The organism is Psychrobacter sp. AOP22-C1-C5, from assembly GCF_052378885.1.
Lineage (GTDB): Bacteria > Pseudomonadota > Gammaproteobacteria > Pseudomonadales > Moraxellaceae > Psychrobacter.
Map to the genome: position 1 here is coordinate 268,440 of NZ_JBQSYC010000004.1, position 21,217 is coordinate 289,656.

Genomic DNA, 21,217 nt, shown 5'->3' on the forward strand with positions numbered 1-21,217 from the left:
ATGAAAAAGATAATTATTGATTATTTCTAATAAAGCTACGGATTTTATTTACCAAAGATTTCTTGATGGTTACATTTTGACTTTTAGTAAGCTCTTCATAATTTTTCAAGTTTTTTAATTTTAAGAGGCTATGAGGAATCTTATGAATTGGATTACCGTGAATACCTAAATATATTAATTTACTTAAGTTTCCAACAGTATCAGGTAATCTCACTATTCTATTATTATTATTAATATCGAGAGAGGTAAGGAGAAATAAATCACCAATACTATCAGATAGATTATTCAAACAGTTTGAATTTAGATTAAGGGTAGATAGTTTTGAAAGTTTACCTATCCAACCTGGGATTTTGGCAAGATTATTTCTATTGACACTTAAATAGTTAAGATTTGATAAATGACTAATAGCATCAGGTAGCTCACCTAATTTATTATTGTTGAGACTCAGTCTGTTCAAATGGGTTAGTGCACCAATCCAACTAGGTACTTCGGCAAGTTGATTATTCTCAAAAAAGAGCTCTAAATCTACATTACTAGTAAGCTGACCAACTTCTTCAGGAATATAACTTAATTCATTACCAGATAAAATCAAAGTGTTAAGACTTTTTAGATTTCTAAAATTCGAAGGCAGCTGATTAAGGTTGTTATAGCTAGCATCAAGCCACTGTAAATTAGCCAAGTCTATGGTACTGATAGGTAAAGAAGTTAGTTGGTTGTTACTAATATTTAATTCTATTAAATTAGTTAGTTTACCGATATTTGAAGGTAAAAATTTTATTTCACAACCTGAAATATCAAGAATAGCAAGTTGTGTTAAAAAACAAATGCTATCAGGCAATGCTGACAACTCATAACCCGACAAATAAATATCTTCGACTTGGCTAAGCTTTCCAATATCTCTTGGGATTACTTCTTCTTCGATATCATTAGTAATCGCCCAATCGATAATAGGTTGAAGCTGCATTTCTAGTATTTCTAAATCTTGATTTTCTTTCATCACTCAGCCAACTTGTCTTCATGATGCAAACCATAAACGATCTGCTCATACGCATCGCGCAAGGTGGATTTTTGTGCATCAGGGACGTTATGTGCGGTTAAGCAGCGCTCAAAAACTTCCTGCTCGTCCAAATCCTGTAGTGTCTCAGAGGTTTGCTGTTGGTTTAGGACTTTATTATAAGTGCGTGTGTTTTTTATTTTCAATACCTCACACGGTAAGCCCTCTACCATCGCTTGGATTTGCTCACGCAACTCACTGATGATGTCCTCACCCGTGTAGATAATTTCAAACCACACGGATTCTGTGCCAGCAAGGGCGTGTATGGTGTTCTCGATGCTCTGATTGATCGTTTCTAAATCACCTGAGATTTGTGATAATTGTTGAAACTTTGGAACGGGTAGGGATATCACTTTCATCTGACTTGAATTATTTTGATGCAGCAATTTGTTAGAAGTTCTGTTAGAAACAACCGAATCAGTAGGAATTGATTGGATATTTCCATTACGCTGATTGATAGTGCCTTCTTCGGTAGTAGTTTTTACCATCTCATTGCTTTCTGCTGGTTCATCGAAACCAAATAAGTCATCCATAAAGGCAGTTGCCTGATTCACAGCTTTTCTAGCCGTTGCTGTCATCGGCATCATTGCAGTTGTCGCATTTTCAGTGATGGTGTTTGACGCTATTTCTTCTTTATCAACAAAAATATCTGCTGTTGCGCCAAACTGTATCAGCAAGACTTGCTTTTGCTGCTTGGCCTCACCAAAACCCATAGCCATGGGTGAGCCTGAATAACGAATACTCTCACGACCGCCAACACGCTGCGGTACATGCAGATGCCCAAGGGCCACATAATCAAAGCTGTCATCGAACATATCGGCAGAGACTTTACCGAGCGAACCCACATAAAGCTCACGCACGCCATCATCATCAGTGGTCATGCCGCCCGCAGCAAATAGATGTCCTGTGGCAATAATTGGAATATGCTGCTGATGCGTTTTGATCAATTGGGCTTGCTTCACTTTAGCAATGTTTGCCACTTTATCATAATGGGCGCGGATACCAGCGATGACGTTGGCGTCTTTGGTTTGACCGGACTCGCCAGCCTGACTGCTACGTACATCACGGTCGCGCAGATAGGGTACGGCGGCAATGATGCAATGCGGTGTACTATATACATCTTCTAAAACTAACACCTCATCGTCTAAGTCTTCACAAGCCGTACCGATGACGTGTACATTTAAAAACTTAAGGACATTGCTTGGCGCATCCAAAAACGTTGGTGAATCATGATTGCCAGCAACGATGACTACGTGTTGACAGCATGATTTTGAGACCTTGCCCAAAAACTCATAATAAAGCGCTTGGGCTTTATTGCTCGGAGTCATGGTATCGAAGATATCACCAGCAACGATCAAGATATCTACTTGCTGTGCGCTAATAGTGGCTTGTAACCAACTTAAAAATGCTTCAAATTCGCTATAACGCAATCGCCCATACAGCCGTCGCCCCAAATGCCAATCGGAGGTGTGCAAAATTTTTAGCGGTTTTGTGGATGCGTATTGGGGCGCGTCAGGTATGGACATAGTTGGACTTAAGGACATTTAGTAGAAGGCTTTTATTCTAACAAGATTTATTGCGGTTTGCTCTGTTGCAACGTATTAAAAAAGCCCTACCAATCATCTGGTAGGGCTTTTGGAAATATTTGAAATTAATGGTAAACGTTTTCTAGCCTACTGTCTCAAACCCTATCTTATTACTCTGCAAGATTGGCTATCATAGATAGAGCGTGTGCTTGCTGGCTTGCAGACGATTTTTTGTCTTTATTAAGGCTCGATATGCCACCGCGTAGCCAGTTATCTGCGGTGTCCTCACTGTTTTGGTTATACTGATTATACCAAGACAAATCGTCATGTAAGCTGACCACATCGCCCATAATCAGTAAAGCGGGCGTAGGTAGTTGGGCTTTTTCCTGCTGCTCAACGATGGTCGCAAGCGTGCCAGTCAGTACTTGTTGATTGGGCATGCTGGCGTTAGACACGATTGCGATTGGGGTTTCAGTATTGCGTCCAGCCTCAATCAATCCTTCAGTCAACCGCGAGAGTGAATGCAGACCCATATAAAACACCACGGTCTCATCGGTGTCCAAAAAGTTCTTAAAGTTACTATTAGGCGCACCTGCCTTTAAAAAACCTGTGACAAAACGTACGGATTGCGAATGGTCACGGTGGGTGAGCGGAATACCAGCATAACTGGCCGCCGCATTGGCTGCGGTAATCCCCGGTACCACTTGATAAGGAATGCCATGCGAGCGCAGACTTTCGATCTCTTCACCGCCACGTCCGAAGATAAAGGGATCGCCACCCTTTAAGCGCACCACGCGCCGACCTTTTTTGGCGCTATTGACCAGCAGCTCATTGATGCCAAGCTGCGCCACTGTATGGTTGCTACGTTTTTTACCGACAAATACTTTGTCCGCATCACGGCGGCACAGATCTAATACTTGCGGCGATACTAAAGCGTCATAGTAGACAATGTCCGCTTGCTGCATTAAACGCAGCGCTTTAAACGTCAGCAGTTCTGGATCACCAGGGCCTGCACCGACGATATAGACTTCCCCTACATTAGTTTGAGAGTCAGGGATTTGAGAATCAGTCGATACGTCTGATATAACAGGCACGTTTGTTGGCTGCTCTATCTCAGTATCTATAGCTTTCTTTTTACTAATGGCGGCTGTACTGTCTAAGTCGGCTTGCAACTGAGCGATTGCTTCGTTTTCGTTGCCAGCAAACATCAGCTGGCTGACTTGACCTTCAAAGGCGCGCTCCCAAAACTGACGACGTCCTGTAAGGGTCGGAATTTTGGCTTTTACTTCAGCGCGAAAATCTCCTGCTAGCTTGGCCAATTTGCCATAACCTTGCGGAATCAAGGTTTCAAGACGAGCGCGCAATAGACGTGCCAGCACCGGCGCTTTACCGTTGGATGAGATACCAATCACAATGGGATTGCGGTCTACAATAGCCGGAAAAATAAAATCACATAACGGCGGGGTATCAACCACATTGACTGGGATATTTAAATCCGTCGCATCGGCATGAATTTGATGATTCAGCCCCTCGTCGTCAGTACCGGCAATGATAATGCGAGCGCCTGACATATAAGATTTATGATAGTTTTTTTCAATCAATTCATGCTTGTCATCACTCAGCAACTCTCGTATTTCATGGCTGATAGCAGGCGCAAGAATCGTAATACGCGCACCCGCTCGGCTCAGCAAGTCGGCTTTGCGTAACGCCACTTCACCGCCACCCACGATAAGTACTTTTTGATCTTCTAATTTAAAAAATAGCGGAAAGGTGTTCATAGCATCACCAGTCATTCAGTCAATGTAAAATATGTCATCATTATGAGGTATCACAGACGCGGGCTCACGTAGTGAATTGGCATTAGTATATTCGTTTTTGAGATAAAAACTGATATTTTTCTTACTAATAGGAATAGATGTAATTACTTTCTCAAATCAATAAATTATCTAACACACGCTAACATATCCCAAATTAGGTTGTGCTAGCATGTCTTAAGATAATCAATCTTATATCGATAATTAACAATAATTAAAAAGAGTAAGCATACTATGAAATTACAAGACAGAGTGGCGATTGTATTTGGTGGCACTTCAGGATTGGGTGAAGCGACGGCTAAAGCGTTTGCTAATGAAGGCGCTAAGATAGTCGTCACAGGACGCGATGAGGAAGAGGGCAATCGAATCGTTAAAGATATTAGAGACAGCAATCAAGACGCCATCTTTGTAAAGGCTGATGTGACGGAAAAGAACGATATTCAAGCCGTTGTTGACAAAGCATTAACGACTTATGGTCAGATTGACATTTTGTATAACGGTGCTGGTATTCATGATGCTTATGACAATGCTGTTGAGCTAGAAGAAGATTTTTACGATAAATTGATGGCGATTAATGTCAAAGCGCCTTATTTGGCTTCCAAAATGGTGATTCCGCATTTTATTAAGCAAGGCGGCGGCACCATTATCAATGTCGGTTCGCAAGCGACACAAATGGCAGGACCGGGCGGCTCAGCATATGTTACATCCAAGCATGCCATTTTGGGGTTCTCGAAACAGTTGGCTTTCGATTTTGGTAGTCAGGGTATTAAAGTTAATACATTGTCGCCAGGTTTTATAAAGACACCAATGACTGAGGGGATTGAGGATGAGCGTCTAGAGCGTATTCCTGCCAAGCGTGCCGGTAAGCCTGAAGAGATTGCTGCACTTGCCGTATTTTTGGCATCTGATGATTCTAACTATATGCAAGGCGCTAACGTTTTGATGGATGGCGGTTGGGTGCTAGGTCGCAAATAACTTTAGTAGTTGCCAACATAGTCGTCAACATGGGCGTCAATAACAACGAACCACTCTTACGTATATTCCCAACAATAAAAAAGCCCTCTCATTTTGAGAGGGCTTTTTTATTGTTGCATAATGCTGTGAGTGGTTATCGAAGATTACAGCTGAGTATGCAGACCACACTCACGGCTTTCTTCTACTTTAGTCGGATCGAAGTAATCAAACTCATTTGGCAAGTCATGCTCTTCAAGATAGACGTCCAAATCAGCGTCTGTTTTTTCAAACAATGGCGCGACTTTTAACACGCCATCTTTTGATAAGCTAAGCACATCAAGACCTTGGCGGAACTCAGTCTGATCTTTACGAATGGCGTTAAACCAAACATCCGGCTTTAGCTCATCCAAAGCACGGCGGAATGGCTCAAGTTTTACTTGATCGGTGAATTCATCATGCTGTGGATTGTCAATGCCTGGGATACCATTCATGGTCGCATCACGGTACGCTGCCGTTTGCTTAGGAATATAGGTGACGACATTTAAGTTCAAGTCACGGATAACTTTATTGGCAAACTGATAAGTGGCATCGGTGTTGTAGCCTGAGTCAACCCACAATACTGTGATATCAGGACGTTGCTTGGCAACTAAATGCAGAATCGCTGACTCATAAGGACGGAAATTGGTGGTGATGATTGGGTTTTTTGCTTGCGTTAATGCCCACGCGACGATTTCTTCTGGTGATTTGCCTTGCAAGTCTTGGTTTGCTTGATCGATATCTAGGTTTGGATGTAATTGGCTCATGATATGTTCCTTACTGGTTGTTAGCATAAAATGTTATTGGTATAAAAAAGCGAATTTGATTTTGACAAAAAATGAAACTTTAATAAAATCAAGCGCCCGAAAACATGGGCAGCGCTGCTGCATGGCGACCATCGTAGCTGCTGGCAAGCGCGTTAAATGCTTGACTGATGTCCGAGATGGACTGTAGGTCATGTTCGCTTAGCACAAAACTATCAACACCTGCACGTAACAGGTAGGCAATTTGATCACGGCCAAACTTGCCTGCTATACGGATTTCTCCTTGATAGCCGATTTGACGTAGCGTTTGCGCATAACTAAAGCCGCGTCCATCAGTGAAGACAGGGACATGAATGACAATCAAATCTTGCTGTAATAAAAACTCTGGCAAGGCAACCAGTATCCCCGTATCGGTATCCGACGTCACCCAAACGCCCACACGGCTGGCATGTTGGCTCACCAACTCACGGACTTCTTGTAATAAACCGCCAGCCATTTTGCCTGTTGCATTCAATAAGTCAGTCAGCGGTAATATGACCTCAAGCTTTTCTTGTTTTTGCAGCAGCTCAAGTAGCGATATGTGAGATAAGGCAATACCGTCTGGTAGCGTCTCAGTATGAAGCGCAAGCCACGTGTCATCTTGACTGATATCGACCCCATCGCTGTTTAGCACATGATGATTACCCATAGACCTTCTCCTTAAAGGGCGCGATACCAACACGATCAACCAAATCACCAAAGCGTTCTACGTCATTGTCGTTGCTTACGCGATGCTCTAGATAGACATCCAATATTTTTTGTAGGGTAATTGCCACGTCGCTTGCTGGCACAGCTTTGCCCAATATCTTACCGATTTTGGCATCATTGCTGGAGTTGCCACCAAGGCTAATTTGATACCAATGTTCACCCTTTTTATCGACACCAAGGATACCGATATCGCCCGTATGGTGATGGGCGCAGGCATTCATACAACCTGACATATTGAGTCGAATCTCACCCAAGTCATAAAGGTAGTCAAGATCGTCAAACTGTTTTTCGATTTGCTCAGCGATATTGTGCGTGGTGGCATTGGCAAGTGAGCAATAATCCCAGCCCGGGCAGACGATCATATCTGTGAGCGTATTGATATTGGCACGTGCCAAATGCAGCTCAGATAACTGTTGCCATAACTCATATAACTGATTGGTTTGCACATCGGCGAAGACCAGATTCTGTTGATACGTACCACGCAATTCACCAAAACTGTATTTGTCAGCAAGATCCGCAAGCGCGTCCATTTGCGATTCGCTCACATCGCCTGATGGCACATAACGACCGTCTACTATGCCCGCTTTTAGGGAAATTACTACAGCGCGGTAACCAGCAACTTTATGTGCCACGGTGTTTTGGTTGTACCAATTGGCAAAGTCTTTATCAGCATCCAACTGTCGTTGTAATTCAGACTGTATTTGTAAGCCGTCGAAGCTCGCATAATCAGGCTCAGTAAAAAAGCTGCTGGCAGTCGCGAAATTGTCATCGGTTAAGGTAAGCGGGCCGTCTTTGGTATGTGCTTGCCATTCGGCTTCAACCAATTTGGCAAAAGCTGGGCCACCCATGCTTTCAACCAATATCTTAATACGAGCCTTAAATTTATTATCACGGCGACCGTGCAAGTTATAGACGCGTAAAATCGCATCTAAATAGCTCAGCAGGTGCTGGCGTGGCAAAAACTCATTGATTACTTTACCAATGACAGGCGTACGACCAAGTCCGCCACCAACCAACACCTCAAAGCCAAGCTCACCTTCTTCATTGGTTTTTAAATGTAGGCCGATGTCATGTACTTGTGTCGCAGCGCGGTCATTCGCTGTGCCAACGACTGCAATCTTAAATTTACGCGGCAAAAAAGCAAACTCAGGATGGAAGGTTGACCACTGACGAATAATCTCACAATAAGGACGCGGATCGGCGATCTCTTCTTGATGAATACCAGCATAAGGGTCAGTTGTGGTATTACGAATACAGTTGCCCGACGTTTGGATCGCATGCATCTGTACTGAGGCCAGCTCCGCCAAAATATCGGGCACTTCCTCAAGTTTTGGCCAATTCAGCTGGATATTGGTACGGGTGGTGAAGTGCCCGTAGCCTTTGTCATATTTGCGCGTGATTTCTGCCAACTTACGCAATTGATAAGTGGCAAACAAGCCATAAGGAATGGCAATACGCAGCATGGGCGCATAACGCTGAATATAAAGACCGTTTTGTAGACGCAGTGGCAAAAACTGCTCTTCTGGCAGCTCGCCTGCCAAAAATCGTTCGGTTTGGTCGCGAAACTGGGCAACTCGTTCCTCTACCAAGGTTTGGTCAGCGTAATTGTATTGATACATGACGTAATCTCAATTTTGTTTTTAAGCTTAAAGGCAGCGACGAAAATGATTTGCGTGTGTAATAGGTTTTATTGCCAATCGCATTATGAATAATTCAGCTTACCATCATATAAGCTTGCCTCTATAAACATAAATTCCTTTCAGACATATCCATATCCAAACACAGCATAAATTTTCATATAGAAAGTTAGGTAGCCTATGCTTACTCCATTTAATGTCTGATAACAGGCAAGCTATACTCACTTTTCGGCTTCTTCTTGCGTTATTTCTTACTTTTCATGATCCTTCTTTTCTTTATTAAGGTTTTAATATTCCCATGACCCAGAATCAGACCACATCAAAACTCGTTCCTCCACACGGTAGCTCAGCACTTAAGCCACTATTATTAAACGGCGAGGCTTGCACCCAAGCACTGGAACTTGCCAGCACTTTGCCGACGATTACCTTAAGCTCACGTGAGCGCGGTGACTTGATTATGTTTGGTATCGGCGGATTTACTCCGTTGAATGGCTTTATGAATCAAGCCGATTGGCAAGGCGTGGTCGATAATATGCGTCTGCAAAGTGGAAACAACGCAGGCTTGTTTTGGCCAATTCCGATCACTTTGTCTGCGCCCAAAGAAACTGCTGACAGCTTGAATCAAGGCGACAAAGTGGCCTTGGTCGCACAAGATGGCGAAGTAATGGGTATTCTCACGGTTGAAGAAACCTATACCATCGATAAAGCATATGAGTGTGAAAAAGTATTTACCACGACCGATCCTGAACACCCAGGCGTGCAACAAGTATTAAATCAAGGAGCGGTCAACATTGCAGGTAGCGTTGAAGTATTAAGTGAAGGGGAGTTCCCAGAACTATACCCAGAGATTTATAAAACGCCTGCTGAAACGCGTGAAATCTTAGATGCCAAAGGCTGGAAAACGGTTGCTGCATTCCAAACTCGTAACCCAATGCACCGCTCGCATGAATATCTGGCGAAGATCGCTATCGAGATTTGCGATGGGGTGTTAATCCACTCATTGCTCGGCGCATTGAAACCCGGTGACATCCCAGCCGAAGTACGTCAAGAAGCGATCAAAACGCTGATTGATAACTACTTTAGAAAAGACACGGTTATCCAAGCAGGTTATCCACTAGACATGCGTTATGCTGGTCCTCGTGAAGCACTATTGCATGCAGTATTCCGTCAAAACTATGGCTGTAGTCATCTGATCGTTGGCCGTGACCATGCCGGCGTTGGTGATTACTATGGTGCTTTTGATGCTCAAACCATCTTTGAGCAGGTTGGCAAAGAAGATTTGATTACGCAGCCATTAAAGATTGGCTGGACCTTTTGGTGTAATGCTTGTAACGCTATGGCGTCGGACAAAACCTGTCCGCATGATGCCAGTGAGCATGTCAAAGTCTCAGGTACAAAACTGCGCAAAGCTTTGTCGGAAGATGAAGAAGTACCAGAAAACTTTAGCCGTCCAGAAGTCTTAGAGATTTTACGCGATTATTATGCTGGTATCGCTCGTGAGGAGCGTGCTGAGGTGAAGCTAACGGGCGCCTCTGCTGTATAAAAACAGTTTTCAGTATTGAGTACTAAAAAGGGGTCAGATTTATTATCTGACCCCTTTTTTTGCTGTTTTCTATGGCTTCAAATGCTTGACGGATTAAAAGACACTATTACTACCAGTCTTTGTCTATTCCTATATTTCATAAGCGGTCGTTAAGAATAATTGCGTTGGCATAAATAATCAGATTACTTATGCCAAGTTAATCAGTCGATAAGCTGATTCATCATTAAGCCTTTATCAAACAAACTGCTAGCATGGTTCTCATAATCCATAGAGCCGCACTTAAGTCGTTACCGGTTTTATACCTGTAGCGGTATTTTGAAAAAATGGTTCTATTCACTTTATTGAGAACATTTATGCAACCAGCGAGCAGAAAAATGAGTAAAACAGCCAAAGAACCCGTATCTCATAACGTTACTACCTATGATTCTAGCAATAATAAAGGTGTGCAGATGCGTACCCTTGGCCTGAGTGGTTTATTAGGAGTGGCGCTGCTCGCGACTGGCTGTAGCTCAAACGAAGCCAAAACGAACACCGCAGGCGATCAAAAAAATATTGGTTTATTAAATGTCTCGTATGATGTGTCGCGTGACTTTTACAAAGACTATAACAGCTTGTTTAGTGAAGACTATCAGAAGAAAAATCCAGGCAGTAAAGTAATGGTCAATCAATCGCACGGCGGTTCAAGCAAGCAGGCACTGTCGGTCGCCAACGGTCTGCAAGCAGATGTAGTGACTTTTAACCAAGAAAGTGACATGAACCTGCTGGTCGAAAAAGGCCTGGTCTCTGACAAATGGCGAGAAGCACTGCCAAACAAAGCCGTGCCTTACACCAGTACCATGGTGCTACTCGTACGTAATGGCAATCCAAAAAACATCAAAGATTGGTCAGATTTAGCACGTAATGACATTAAGGTAGTCATGCCAAACCCCAAGACCAGTGGTACCGCACGCTATGCATTTTTGGGCGCTTATGGCTACGGTTTGCATCACTTTAACGAAAGCCCAGAAAGTCACGTCAAAACTGATAACTTCATCAAAAATATGCTGGCAAACGTTGTGACTTATGACAATGGGGCGCGAGCAGCGACGACCAGCTTTACCCAGCGCGGGCTTGGTGATGTGCTCATCACTACTGAAAATGAAGCCCATCTCGCCACCAAAGACTTTGCCAAAGGACAAGTCGATATCGTTTATCCAAGCTATTCTGTCTTGATTAATAATCCAGTGGCGGTCGTGACAGCGGTTACCGATAAGGCAGGCAAAACGGAGGCGGCAACTGCGTATCTAAAAGGCTTGTGGGACACGCCAGCGCAAGAGCTTATGGCTCAGATGTACATGCGTCCTAGCAATGAGCAAATTCTTGCCGCTCATAAAGACACTCTGCCTGCTATCAATACCTTTGAGCCAGTCAGCGTTTTGGGACCTTGGGATCAAATCATGGACACATTTTTTGTAGATGGTGCGCGTTTTGATCAGTTAGCACGAGTAAAGTAACGACTGACTGTAATGAGGTACCTGACTGACCAGCTGTCAATAACATAAGAAAAAAGTATTAATGATATATTTTACAGCGGGTCAGTTAGCCATTTGACTTACTTTGCCAATTATTTGATAACGTACAACTTGCGATTGTGATATTCCATTTTGGCAATAACATACGCATATTCATCATTAAACATAATAAGATAGCACTGTTAGCATACTGGTATTACTTAACAGATACCTTTGAGAAATTTATGACATACGCTGCGCGATATCAACAACGAAGCAAAACATTTAACGTTTCACTTAAAGTCTTAGGTATCGCAGGCTTTGCAATGACCTTAGGCCTTGTTGGCTGTAGCAACAGTGAACAGACGAACACAACAGCAAATGCTGATGGCACGGCTGCGACGACAGACCAAAATATCGAGCTGTTAAACGTCTCTTATGATGTGGCACGTGACTTTTATAAAGACTACAACCCGCTATTTATTGAACATTATAAAGCAGAAAATCCAAATGCTAACATCAACATCAATCAGTCGCATGGTGGTTCAAGTAAGCAAGCGCTCTCTGTAGCCAATGGCTTGCAAGCAGATGTTGCTACCATGAACCAAGGCTCGGACATTGAGTTGCTTGAGAAAAAAGGGTTGGTTGAGTCAGATTGGCAAAGTAAATTCCCAGATAATGCAGTGCCATTTACCAGTACTATCGTTTTTTTGGTGCGTAAAGGCAATCCAAAAGGTATCAATGATTGGCAGGACCTAACCAAAGAAGGCGTTGAGATTGTCATGGCCAACCCAAAAGTGACGGGTAATGGTCGCTATGCATTCTTGGGTGCTTACGGTTATGGCTTACATGCCTTTAATAAAGACGAAGCACAAGCTAAAAACTATGTAAAAGACATGCTCAAAAACGTCAAGGTTTATGAAAATGGTGGACGTGCTGCCACGACTACTTTTGTGCAGCGCGGCATCGGTGACGTCTTAGTGACTTTTGAAAACGAAGCCAATCTTGCTGCCACTGACTTTGGTGCAGGCAAAGTCGACATTGTTTATCCGAAATATTCTATCAAATCAGAAAGCCCCGTTGCAGTTGTGAAGTCCGTGACGGACAAAAAAGGCACCACTGAGGCCGCAAAGGCTTATCTTGATTATTTATGGAGTGAACCTGCTCAGCAGTTGGCAGCTGACCTCTACCTACGTCCTAGTGTCAAAAGCGTTCTTGATAAAAACAGTGACAAGTTGCCACCAGTTGAAACCTTCCGTCCAAATGATGCGTTTGGGTCATGGGATGAAATTATGAGTACTTACTTCAGCGATGGCGGTTTATTCGATCAATTGGCCATCAAAGCGCCAAAATAATTACCGTTTAACGGCAATGTTAGCGCTGACTCGACCACGTCTTGTCATGTAATAGATATGAGCATTAAGTCATAAACAACCATAAAGGACATGGCGTTCTGCGCTATGTCCTTTATAACATAGGCTTTCTAACACAGACGTACTAACCATAAAATCGATATAACATGGTCTTACGATAAGTACCATCAGATAGGCAATAGGACATCACTATGAGTGCAACATCTTCTTCTGCCAGTAAACCGCCTAAAAAAGGTTGGCTGACACGTTTGCGTCAACGCAATGTGTTGCCAGGTTTTGGTTTAAGCATGGGTATTACTGTCTTTAGCTTATCGTTATTGGTGGTGCTACCGTTTGCCATGATGGCCTATACCACAACGCAGATGGGCTGGACTGGGTTTTGGGAAACCATTACTCAGCCGCAGGTCACCGCTGCTATTAAGCTGAGCTTATGGATGTCGTTTTTGGCCATGCTGACCAATATGGTGTTTGGAACACTGGTTGCTTGGGTGCTGGTACGTTATGAGTTTTGGGGTAAGTCACTAATCAATGCGTTGGTCGATCTGCCTTTTGCGTTGCCAACAGCAGTGACGGGTATCTCGCTTGCCACGCTTTATGCCCCGAATGGCTTGATTGGACAGTGGTTTGCAAAGTTTGATATTCAAGTGGCTTTTACGCCGATAGGAATTTGGCTTGCCTTAGTGGTCGTCAGTTTTCCTTTTATCGTCCGTGCTGTCCAGCCTGTATTAGCAGAGCTATCGGTTGAATTTGAAGAAGCGTCAGCGGTATTGGGCGCCAATCGTTTGACTACGTTTCGTAAGGTTATTTTACCTGAGCTGCTACCAGCACTGTTAATGGGCGCAGGTATGATGTTTGCGCGTGCCACTGGCGAGTACGGCTCAGTGATTTTTATCGCGGGTAATATTCCGATGCAGTCTGAGATTTTACCACTGATTATCATTAGTAAGCTTGAGCAGTTTGATGTGCAAGGTGCCTCCGCTGTCGCACTATTTATGCTTCTGATCTCCTTTGTGATCCTATTGACTATTAACATCGTACAGTGGAAGCTGTCTCGCCGCGTAGGAGCTCGCTAATATGCAAATATCCAATAGCTACGACTACCAAAGCAATCCGGCCACCAAAGATACGCCATGGATACGCCGCACCTTTATCGTCATCGCTGTACTGTTTATGGTGATTATGTTGGTGATACCATTGCTGGCTGTGTTCTATGAGGCTTTTAAAAGTGGTTGGCAGCTGTATATTGCCTCGCTTGTCGATCCAGAAGCGTTGGAAGCGATCAAGCTTACGTTGATTACTGCCGCTATTGTCCTACCGATTAATATGGTGATGGGTATTGCGATTGCTTGGTTGGTCACGCGTTATCAGTTCAAAGGTAAGCAGCTGGTTACCACGTTGCTTGATCTACCTTTCTCCGTGTCACCTGTTGTGGCAGGTTTGATGTTTGTCTTACTGTTCGGTCTCAACTCCACTCTTGGCGGCTGGCTTGAAAGCATGGGTTTTCAGGTGATTTATGCGGTGCCAGGTATCGTTTTGGCAACGCTGTTTGTTACTTTTCCCTTTGTAGCACGTGAGCTGATTCCATTAATGCAGACCCAAGGTGATAGTGAGGAGCAAGCAGCACTGACCTTAGGTGCTACAGGTTGGCAGACGTTTTGGCACGTGACATTGCCAAATATCAAATGGGCACTGCTTTATGGTTTGATTTTGACCAATGCGCGGGCGATGGGCGAGTTTGGTGCGGTAAGCGTGGTATCGGGTCACATCCGCGGTGAAACCAATACTATGCCGCTATTGGTTGAGATTGCTTATAACGATTATAACTTTACCGCAGCTTTTGCCTTATCAAGCTTGCTGGCTGCGCTGGCTTTGGTGACCCTGCTTATCCAGCAAGTCATGACAAAGCTACAAGAGCGTAAATTCGCCAAGTCTGAGCGGTTAGCAAGTGCGCCTGAGCTGCCTGTGAGTGCCAATGCGACTGTCCCTACCAGCCAAGATAAGACATAAACAGTAGTTTTTGAGTCAGTAGTATTGCTTAAGCAATTGATCACTTAGTGATTGATACATTAATTTTTAGTCAATCAATCATCGCTCAAACGAACTGCCACGATACGCTAAAAGAGAAAATAAGAGATACCATTATGAGCATTGAGATTCGCAACGTTAATAAAAAATTTGGTAACTTCACTGCCTTAGACAATATCAATATCACCGTACCTACTGGCAAACTGACCACTTTGCTAGGACCGTCAGGCTGCGGCAAAACCACTTTGCTGCGTATCATTGCAGGTTTAGAGTACGCTGACTCTGGACAAGTATTGTTTGATGAGCTAGATGTGACCAACACCCCTGTCCAAAAACGTCATATCGGCTTTATGTTTCAGCATTATGCGTTGTTTCGACATAAAAATATCGCGGACAATGTCGCCTTTGGACTGACGTTGTTGCCAAAAAACGAGCGACCTAATAAGGCTGAAATCAATAAGCGCGTCGCCGAGCTGTTAGACTTGGTGCAACTGCCACAAGTTGCCAATGCTTATCCGCACCAGTTGTCAGGTGGGCAGCGACAGCGAATTGCGTTGGCACGGGCACTCGCAGTAAAACCAAAATTGCTACTGCTTGATGAGCCGTTTGGAGCCTTGGATGCCAAAGTACGTAAAGAGCTACGCACTTGGTTAAAAAACATCCACCATGAGTTGGGTATCACCAGTATCATGGTGACTCATGACCAAGAAGAAGCCCGTGCGGTGTCTGATGAGATTGTCGTGATGAATCAAGGCCGAGTAGAGCAAGTAGGTACATCAGAGGATCTGATACATCGTCCAGCTAATGCCTTTATCAGTGATTTTTTAGATTTGGTGTAAAACCATGTAGTGCAATCAGTAAGCATAAAAAAGACCTACTAGTGATAGGTCTTTTTTATGCATCCAAGAATGCTTGAAGTTCTTTTTAAGTGGTATCGGAACGGAAGTCATTATATTTTAGTGTTTACATCATCTAAGCAGGTACTGGCATTTCTGGCATTTCGATATCTTTGGTCAATATCTGCTTATAGGTGATGTCTAAAATATTTTGGCACCATTCTGGTAGATCGTCAGCGACTTCATACCACATCCATGTGCCATCACGAACACAGCTTAAGATACCCAGTTTTTTCAAGTGATTCAGATGACGCGATATCGTTGGTTGTGGTTGATCCAGTATTTCAACCAGTTCACCCACGCAGCGTGCTTCTTTTTTGAATAGAATTTGAAATATTTTTAAGCGCGTCGGATCTGATAAGACTTTAAATAACTCGATAGGTCGTATCGCAAAATTATTGTCAGACATAGAATAATTCCAATGAGGCGGGGTTGATAGGGATTTAATATAACAGCAGTTATCCACAAAATCGATTAAAAAATAAGCTAAATTACAGTTTATCGTTAATTTACTACCTTTTATCCTATACAGTTACATGCCCGACTATGTTGACTTACACCATTTAACTGTCTGTAATACAAGGACATTCTTCTTAGCATTCAATTGTAAAATACTATTGCAAATGATAATAATTATCGTTATTATAAGTGAATTAGTAATCATGATTATGAATAGTAAGGAGATAAAACAACTTATTTATTCGTGGTTTTATTATTAACGCCTTACATCCATAGACAGTAAAAGTAGTTACCGAATAGTGGTATTTAGAGGAGCCAGTCCATGTACGTATGTATCTGTAACGACGTAAAAGAAAAACAAATCAAAGCCGCCATTGCTTCAGGCATTGATACTCTTGAAGGTCTAAAAGATACGCTCGATGTTGCGACTTGCTGCGGCTGCTGTGAGCCTATGGTTAATGATTATTTAGATGAGCACCATGCCAAACTTGATGTTTTAGCTTATGCTGTTTGAGCTTTAACAGCTTAATCTTTTTGTGTGTCTAACGATTTAAACACGTTTTGATATAATACAGTACGTTCAATATTCTATCATTGCCTTTAGTCTATTGTGCAACTAGGGCAATCGGTAATCTTCTATATAAAATCTTATATAAACCTGTATCATTTTATCCATACTTGTTGAGCATGGTCATTGATGGCTATTGCCTGTCAAAACGCTAGCTAATTATGATTCTCAACTAGCATCTTATTCTTAGTTCATAACATTACATGCTATATGGTGCCTGTATGCTACTATACCTGTCTAACATTGTAAGATATTTTATTGATTTCAGTCTTTGCGGATCAGATTACTGACATTGCTATCATGCATCATGTGGTTGATTTTAAATGTCTGGTAATGGGTAAAATATATATAGGGGAGTGTGGGTTATGAAAGGTAGCCAGAAAGTCATAGATTATTTGAATTTTTTATTGGGCGGTGAACTTGCTGCTCGTGACCAGTATTTCATACATTCAGAGATGTATGCTGAATGGCATTATGGCAAATTGTATGATCGCATCCACCATGAGATGGATGATGAGACCTTGCATGCCCAAGCGATCATTCGCCGTATTTTGATGCTGAGCGGCACGCCCAAAATGACCGTTAACGCCATCAAGATTGGCATCACTGTACCTGAGATGTTGCAATTGGATCTTGATCTAGAGTATCAAGTGCAGCAGCATCTAAAAGACGGCATTGCGCTTTGTGAAGAAGAGCGCGACTATGTCACACGCGAGATGTTGGTTGAGCAGCTAAAAGACACTGAAGAGGATCACGCTCATTGGCTTGAGCAACAGTTGCGCCTTATCGGTATGATTGGTCTGCCAAATTATCTACAAAGCCAGATGGCTGAAGTCACTCCCAATCTTGTTTAATATCACACTAGCACTAATAGCTGGCCAATATCGTCAGCTGACACAATAAATAAGTAGGGAGAGAGACAATGAAAGGGGATAAAGAGGTCATCCGCGCTTTAAACAAAGTGCTTGGACAGTCGCTAATTGCCATCAACCAGTACTTTTTGCACGCGCGTATCGCTCGTCATTGGGGATTAGAAGCACTAAACGATTCGTTATACAAACAGTCTATCGCTGAAATGAAATGGTCAGACGATTTGATTGCGCGTATCCTATTATTAGGCGGGCTACCAAATTTACAAGAATTGGGTAAGGTATTGGTTGGCGAAGATGTGCCAGAAGTGATTGATTGCAATTTGCGCTTAGAGAAGCAAAAGTTTTCTATTATCACCGATGCTATCGCTTTGTGTGAGACGCAAGCTGATTATGTTTCTCGTCAGTTATTAACCACTCTAAAAGACGGTAATGAAGAGTATCAAGACTGGCTTGAGACACAAGAAGATCTGATCGAAAGCATGGGTGTAGAGCGATATATTCAATCGCAAATAAATGATGATGATGCGCTATAAGCAGTTAGTTGTGATGTGAATAGCAACAACGCTATAAACTTGCCAGCATGTGTTTTGGTCTATACCAACACATGCTGGCTTTTTTATGTCTAATATTTAAGTGTTAATTTATTGGTCTTTTAATGGTTAGTGTCTTCATAGTTAGTACAAACCGCGTCCATCTTCAGGTTTTAGGCGCAAGAAAACCAGCCCTGATAGAATGGTTAAAATGCCCATTAACCAAAATGTGGTCTGAAATGCAGTTAACGTATCGAGCTGCATGCGCTCACGCAATAGATTTAATATAGCGGCACCGAAAGCGATACCAAAGCTAATAGCCAGCTGCTGATTGACCGCCATCAAGCTATTACCACTACTGGTCTGTGCGCCTTGCAAATCACCAATAGTAATCGTGTTCATCGCACTAAACTGCATAGAGTTACAAGCGCCCATTATAGTCAAAATAGGAATGAACCAAAGCCACTTCGCTGGATCATCGAACTGTGTCAAAACAAGGATGAGTAAACCCATAAGTGATGTGTTGTAGACCAAAACCTTTCGGTAACTGTAACGCTGAATGATTTTACTGACAAATGGTTTAATACCGATGGCGCCCACCGCAATGGGTGCAAGTAGCCAGCCTGCCTGCGATGGCGAGTACTCAAACACCACTTGTAACAAGAGCGGTAGCAAAAAAGGAACTGCGCTGATACCAAGGCGCGTGAAGAGATTACCCGTGATGCCAGTACGAAAAGTACGAACGTCAAATAGAGTTAAGGGGAACAAAGCCTGCGATCGCTGCTTGGCATGCCAGATATAAGCACCGATCAGTATGCTTGCGCCAAGACTCAGTAGTAAACCATACAGTCCGCGACCCGTCTGTGAGCCAAATTCTACGGCTAGGGTGAACCCACAAGCCGCTGCCGCAAACAATAAGAAGCCGGTCCAATCAAGACGCTTGGTATCCTCAAATAAAGCCGGTACCAGTTTTTTACCCATGATAAAGCCTACCAACCCCATCGGTATGTTGATCAAAAATATCCAATGCCAGCTGGTATATTGCACAATATAGCCGCCCAATACTGGCCCCACCAAGGGCGCTACCAGTGCAGGTATCACTGCAAAATTCATGACCGTCAAAAGCTTATTACGCGGATAGGATTTGACCAATATGAGACGCGCAACGGGCGTCATCATTGCCCCGCCAATACCTTGAATGACCCGTGAGCCAATTAAAAAATCTAACGTAGGGGACGCGGCACACAATAGCGAGCCAATACAAAAAACGATAATCGCTGATAAAAATACTCGGCGAGTGCCATATTTATCAGCCAAAAAACCACTGATGGGAATAAAAATAGCCAAGGTCAGCGCATAACTGATCACAGCCCACTGCATTTTTAATGGAGATTCGCCGAGTGCTTGGGCCATTTGCGGTAATGACGTATTCAGAATGGTGGCGTCTAGGATTTGCATAAATAGTGCTACCGCGAGTACATAGGGTAGATATTTATCTTGTGTTGCGGTTAGCGTGACCATATCAGTCTCATTAGATGTTCCAGCATAGAGCAAGTAAAATAGTGTCTTGACAACTTGTTTTGACCGAGTCGCTGTGTAAGCTGAGTATTATAAGAAAGCCCTTCTTATAATGAAAGTGACTCAAGGTAACCGTCGACAGGCGACATTATTGAACATTATTATTGAACATTGAGACAATATATAATCACATTGATTACAAGAGAGGGCTTTAATGTAGGTGTGGGTTATCGTTATAGTAACCCTTCATTATAAATATGAACCCAAAAAAAGAAATTGAGGATATGTTATGAGTCAGGATAATAATGCATCGAGCAATCAAGCCAATGGGCAGAACGATACTTACGTGCCACCCAAGATTTGGGTACAAGACAAGGATAACGGTGGTAAATTCTCAAGCATCAATAGTCCAACTGCAGGCGCTCGTCATGAGCAGGTATTACCAGTAGGCGAGGCGCCATTACAACTGTATTCGTTAAATACACCAAATGGTGTTAAAGCAAACATACTATTAGAAGAGCTGGCAGAACTTAGTGTTAAAGGTGCTGAATACGACGCCTACAAAATCGATATCTCTGAGGGTGATCAATTCGGTTCGGGGTTTGTCGCTATCAATCCAAACTCAAAAATCCCAGCGTTGGTAGATCATTCTAGTAGCACCGCGAATGCTAATGATGACGCTGGCGAGCCTATTGCGATCTTTGAATCAGGCGCGATATTAATGTATTTGGCAGAAAAGTTTGGCAAGTTTATTCCTTTATCAGCAGGCAAAAAGCGGGCAGAATGTCTGTCTTGGGTCATGTGGCAGATGGGCAGTGCGCCTTTTTTAGGGGGTGGTTTTGGGCATTTTTATGCTTATGCTCCCGAGCCGCTAGAGTATCCAATCAATCGCTATACGATGGAGGCTAAGCGCCAGCTTGATGTACTCAATATTCATTTGAAAGAAAATGCGTACATGTGCGGTAACGATGAAGCCGACTATAATATTGCTGATATGATTATTTGGGCGTGGTATGGTCAATTGGTACTTGGTAAGCTTTATGACGCAGCAGAGTTCTTGCAAGTAGATGACTATGTGCATGTGAAGCGTTGGGCGCAGAAAATTGCTGAACGTCCTGCCGTCAAACGTGCAGTGGATCTGCCATTAAAGCCGATTGGCTAATGCGATTGATAATACGCGCTTATATTGAAAACAAGACTGATAAGAAGACCTCTTATCAGTCTTGTTTTTGTTGTATATATTCATATATAATTATATTAGGATAAGGATATTTTTGTAAATTTACAAAATAGTACATTAGTACAACAGATAGCAACATTAATAAGTTAGTATAAGCGTGCGCCATCTTGATAGATAAGTGTTTATGATTTTTCTAATGGTGAGTAGCCATTGTGAAGAAGTAATAACCGT

19 protein-coding genes are annotated in these 21,217 nt (G+C 42.9%); 11 read left to right on the forward strand and 8 right to left on the reverse strand.

Annotation, left to right across the window (positions count from 1 at the left end; translation table 11 throughout):
* Positions 1–13 precede the first annotated feature (13 nt).
* The 3 genes from ACT3TH_RS08025 to cysG all read right to left on the reverse strand — a co-directional run bounded on the left by ACT3TH_RS08025 (position 14) and on the right by cysG (position 4,358).
* Positions 14–997, reverse strand: a complete 984-nt coding sequence (locus ACT3TH_RS08025) for a leucine-rich repeat domain-containing protein (protein ID WP_444755322.1) — start codon at positions 995–997, stop codon at positions 14–16.
* On the reverse strand, positions 997–2,580 hold the full coding sequence (locus ACT3TH_RS08030) for an exonuclease SbcCD subunit D C-terminal domain-containing protein (RefSeq protein WP_444755323.1): 1,584 nt from the start codon (positions 2,578–2,580) through the stop codon (positions 997–999). The genes ACT3TH_RS08025 and ACT3TH_RS08030 overlap by 1 nt, the downstream gene beginning before the upstream one ends.
* 170 nt (positions 2,581–2,750) lie before the next feature.
* Positions 2,751–4,358, reverse strand: a complete 1,608-nt coding sequence (cysG, locus tag ACT3TH_RS08035; protein WP_444755324.1) for a siroheme synthase CysG — start codon at positions 4,356–4,358, stop codon at positions 2,751–2,753.
* Positions 4,359–4,628: 270 nt separating this feature from the next.
* On the opposite strand from cysG, the gene ACT3TH_RS08040 reads away from it, so the two are divergent.
* On the forward strand, positions 4,629–5,369 hold the full coding sequence (locus ACT3TH_RS08040) for an SDR family NAD(P)-dependent oxidoreductase (protein ID WP_444755325.1): 741 nt from the start codon (positions 4,629–4,631) through the stop codon (positions 5,367–5,369).
* Positions 5,370–5,512: 143 nt separating this feature from the next.
* On the opposite strand, the gene ACT3TH_RS08045 is transcribed toward ACT3TH_RS08040, so the two are convergent.
* The 3 genes from ACT3TH_RS08045 to ACT3TH_RS08055 form a co-directional block, all read right to left on the reverse strand.
* Positions 5,513–6,151, reverse strand: a complete 639-nt coding sequence (locus ACT3TH_RS08045; protein WP_444755326.1) for a phosphoadenosine phosphosulfate reductase domain-containing protein — start codon at positions 6,149–6,151, stop codon at positions 5,513–5,515.
* An 88-nt stretch (positions 6,152–6,239) separates the two neighbouring features.
* Positions 6,240–6,836, reverse strand: coding sequence for a DUF934 domain-containing protein (locus ACT3TH_RS08050; RefSeq protein WP_444755327.1), 597 nt, complete (start codon positions 6,834–6,836; stop codon positions 6,240–6,242).
* A complete protein-coding gene (locus ACT3TH_RS08055; protein ID WP_444755328.1) occupies positions 6,829–8,514 on the reverse strand; it encodes a nitrite/sulfite reductase in 1,686 nt (561 codons plus the stop codon). The genes ACT3TH_RS08050 and ACT3TH_RS08055 overlap by 8 nt, the downstream gene beginning before the upstream one ends.
* A 316-nt stretch (positions 8,515–8,830) precedes the next feature.
* Between ACT3TH_RS08055 and sat the strand changes: the two genes are divergently transcribed.
* The 6 genes from sat (at position 8,831) to ACT3TH_RS08085 (ending at position 15,802) form a co-directional block, all read left to right on the forward strand.
* Positions 8,831–10,075, forward strand: coding sequence for a sulfate adenylyltransferase (gene sat, locus ACT3TH_RS08060; protein ID WP_444755329.1), 1,245 nt, complete (start codon positions 8,831–8,833; stop codon positions 10,073–10,075).
* A 374-nt stretch (positions 10,076–10,449) separates the two neighbouring features.
* Positions 10,450–11,568 (forward strand): sulfate ABC transporter substrate-binding protein, encoded by a 1,119-nt coding sequence (locus ACT3TH_RS08065; protein ID WP_444755330.1) that lies wholly within the window; start codon positions 10,450–10,452, stop codon positions 11,566–11,568.
* A gap of 323 nt (positions 11,569–11,891) precedes the next feature.
* Positions 11,892–12,920 carry a sulfate ABC transporter substrate-binding protein gene (locus ACT3TH_RS08070; protein ID WP_444755371.1) on the forward strand — a complete coding sequence of 343 codons (1,029 nt, stop codon included), beginning with the start codon at positions 11,892–11,894 and terminating at the stop codon, positions 12,918–12,920.
* Between the two features lie 209 nt (positions 12,921–13,129).
* Positions 13,130–14,011: a sulfate ABC transporter permease subunit CysT gene (cysT, locus tag ACT3TH_RS08075; RefSeq protein ID WP_062844611.1), complete on the forward strand. Its 882-nt coding sequence runs from the start codon at positions 13,130–13,132 to the stop codon at positions 14,009–14,011.
* A 1-nt stretch (position 14,012) separates the two neighbouring features.
* The gene (gene cysW, locus ACT3TH_RS08080) at positions 14,013–14,945 is read left to right on the forward strand and encodes a sulfate ABC transporter permease subunit CysW (protein WP_444755331.1); all 933 of its coding nucleotides are present in this window, start codon (positions 14,013–14,015) and stop codon (positions 14,943–14,945) included.
* A 134-nt stretch (positions 14,946–15,079) separates the two neighbouring features.
* On the forward strand, positions 15,080–15,802 hold the full coding sequence (locus ACT3TH_RS08085; protein ID WP_444755332.1) for a sulfate/molybdate ABC transporter ATP-binding protein: 723 nt from the start codon (positions 15,080–15,082) through the stop codon (positions 15,800–15,802).
* A 133-nt stretch (positions 15,803–15,935) separates the two neighbouring features.
* On the opposite strand, the gene ACT3TH_RS08090 is transcribed toward ACT3TH_RS08085, so the two are convergent.
* Entirely contained in the window at positions 15,936–16,268 is a 333-nt protein-coding gene (locus ACT3TH_RS08090; protein WP_444755333.1) for an ArsR/SmtB family transcription factor, read from the reverse strand.
* Between the two features lie 372 nt (positions 16,269–16,640).
* Between ACT3TH_RS08090 and ACT3TH_RS08095 the strand changes: the two genes are divergently transcribed.
* From ACT3TH_RS08095 to bfr (ACT3TH_RS08105), 3 genes are all read left to right on the forward strand, one after another.
* A complete protein-coding gene (locus tag ACT3TH_RS08095) occupies positions 16,641–16,832 on the forward strand; it encodes a (2Fe-2S)-binding protein (protein ID WP_444755334.1) in 192 nt (63 codons plus the stop codon).
* Between the two features lie 419 nt (positions 16,833–17,251).
* Positions 17,252–17,740 (forward strand): bacterioferritin, encoded by a 489-nt coding sequence (bfr, locus tag ACT3TH_RS08100; protein WP_444755335.1) that lies wholly within the window; start codon positions 17,252–17,254, stop codon positions 17,738–17,740.
* 68 nt (positions 17,741–17,808) lie between these two features.
* Positions 17,809–18,291 (forward strand): bacterioferritin, encoded by a 483-nt coding sequence (gene bfr, locus ACT3TH_RS08105; RefSeq protein WP_444755336.1) that lies wholly within the window; start codon positions 17,809–17,811, stop codon positions 18,289–18,291.
* A 141-nt stretch (positions 18,292–18,432) separates the two neighbouring features.
* Here the strand turns inward: bfr (ACT3TH_RS08105) and ACT3TH_RS08110 are convergent, their stop codons facing one another.
* The gene (locus ACT3TH_RS08110; protein WP_444755337.1) at positions 18,433–19,809 is read right to left on the reverse strand and encodes a DHA2 family efflux MFS transporter permease subunit; all 1,377 of its coding nucleotides are present in this window, start codon (positions 19,807–19,809) and stop codon (positions 18,433–18,435) included.
* A gap of 286 nt (positions 19,810–20,095) precedes the next feature.
* Here ACT3TH_RS08110 and yghU point away from each other — a divergent pair, with 286 nt between their 5' ends.
* Positions 20,096–20,968 carry a glutathione-dependent disulfide-bond oxidoreductase gene (gene yghU, locus ACT3TH_RS08115; protein WP_444755338.1) on the forward strand — a complete coding sequence of 291 codons (873 nt, stop codon included), beginning with the start codon at positions 20,096–20,098 and terminating at the stop codon, positions 20,966–20,968.
* Positions 20,969–21,217: the final 249 nt, after the last annotated feature.

Bases quoted from the DNA above. Each gene is read 5' to 3' on its own strand.
- ACT3TH_RS08085 (WP_444755332.1), top strand. From the start codon at position 15,080: ATGAGCATTGAGATTCGCAACGTTAATAAAAAATTTGGTAACTTCACT.
- ACT3TH_RS08065 (WP_444755330.1), top strand. From the start codon at position 10,450: ATGAGTAAAACAGCCAAAGAACCCGTATCTCATAACGTTACTACCTAT.
- ACT3TH_RS08090 (WP_444755333.1), bottom strand. From the start codon at position 16,268: ATGTCTGACAATAATTTTGCGATACGACCTATCGAGTTATTTAAAGTC.
- ACT3TH_RS08025 (WP_444755322.1), bottom strand. From the start codon at position 997: ATGAAAGAAAATCAAGATTTAGAAATACTAGAAATGCAGCTTCAACCT.
- ACT3TH_RS08040 (WP_444755325.1), top strand. From the start codon at position 4,629: ATGAAATTACAAGACAGAGTGGCGATTGTATTTGGTGGCACTTCAGGA.
- sat (WP_444755329.1), top strand. From the start codon at position 8,831: ATGACCCAGAATCAGACCACATCAAAACTCGTTCCTCCACACGGTAGC.
- ACT3TH_RS08070 (WP_444755371.1), top strand. From the start codon at position 11,892: ATGACCTTAGGCCTTGTTGGCTGTAGCAACAGTGAACAGACGAACACA.
- ACT3TH_RS08095 (WP_444755334.1), top strand. From the start codon at position 16,641: ATGTACGTATGTATCTGTAACGACGTAAAAGAAAAACAAATCAAAGCC.
- ACT3TH_RS08030 (WP_444755323.1), bottom strand. From the start codon at position 2,580: ATGTCCATACCTGACGCGCCCCAATACGCATCCACAAAACCGCTAAAA.
- yghU (WP_444755338.1), top strand. From the start codon at position 20,096: ATGAGTCAGGATAATAATGCATCGAGCAATCAAGCCAATGGGCAGAAC.
- bfr (WP_444755336.1), top strand. From the start codon at position 17,809: ATGAAAGGGGATAAAGAGGTCATCCGCGCTTTAAACAAAGTGCTTGGA.
- ACT3TH_RS08045 (WP_444755326.1), bottom strand. From the start codon at position 6,151: ATGAGCCAATTACATCCAAACCTAGATATCGATCAAGCAAACCAAGAC.
- ACT3TH_RS08050 (WP_444755327.1), bottom strand. From the start codon at position 6,836: ATGGGTAATCATCATGTGCTAAACAGCGATGGGGTCGATATCAGTCAA.
- ACT3TH_RS08055 (WP_444755328.1), bottom strand. From the start codon at position 8,514: ATGTATCAATACAATTACGCTGACCAAACCTTGGTAGAGGAACGAGTT.
- cysG (WP_444755324.1), bottom strand. From the start codon at position 4,358: ATGAACACCTTTCCGCTATTTTTTAAATTAGAAGATCAAAAAGTACTT.
- cysT (WP_062844611.1), top strand. From the start codon at position 13,130: ATGAGTGCAACATCTTCTTCTGCCAGTAAACCGCCTAAAAAAGGTTGG.
- ACT3TH_RS08110 (WP_444755337.1), bottom strand. From the start codon at position 19,809: ATGGTCACGCTAACCGCAACACAAGATAAATATCTACCCTATGTACTC.
- bfr (WP_444755335.1), top strand. From the start codon at position 17,252: ATGAAAGGTAGCCAGAAAGTCATAGATTATTTGAATTTTTTATTGGGC.
- cysW (WP_444755331.1), top strand. From the start codon at position 14,013: ATGCAAATATCCAATAGCTACGACTACCAAAGCAATCCGGCCACCAAA.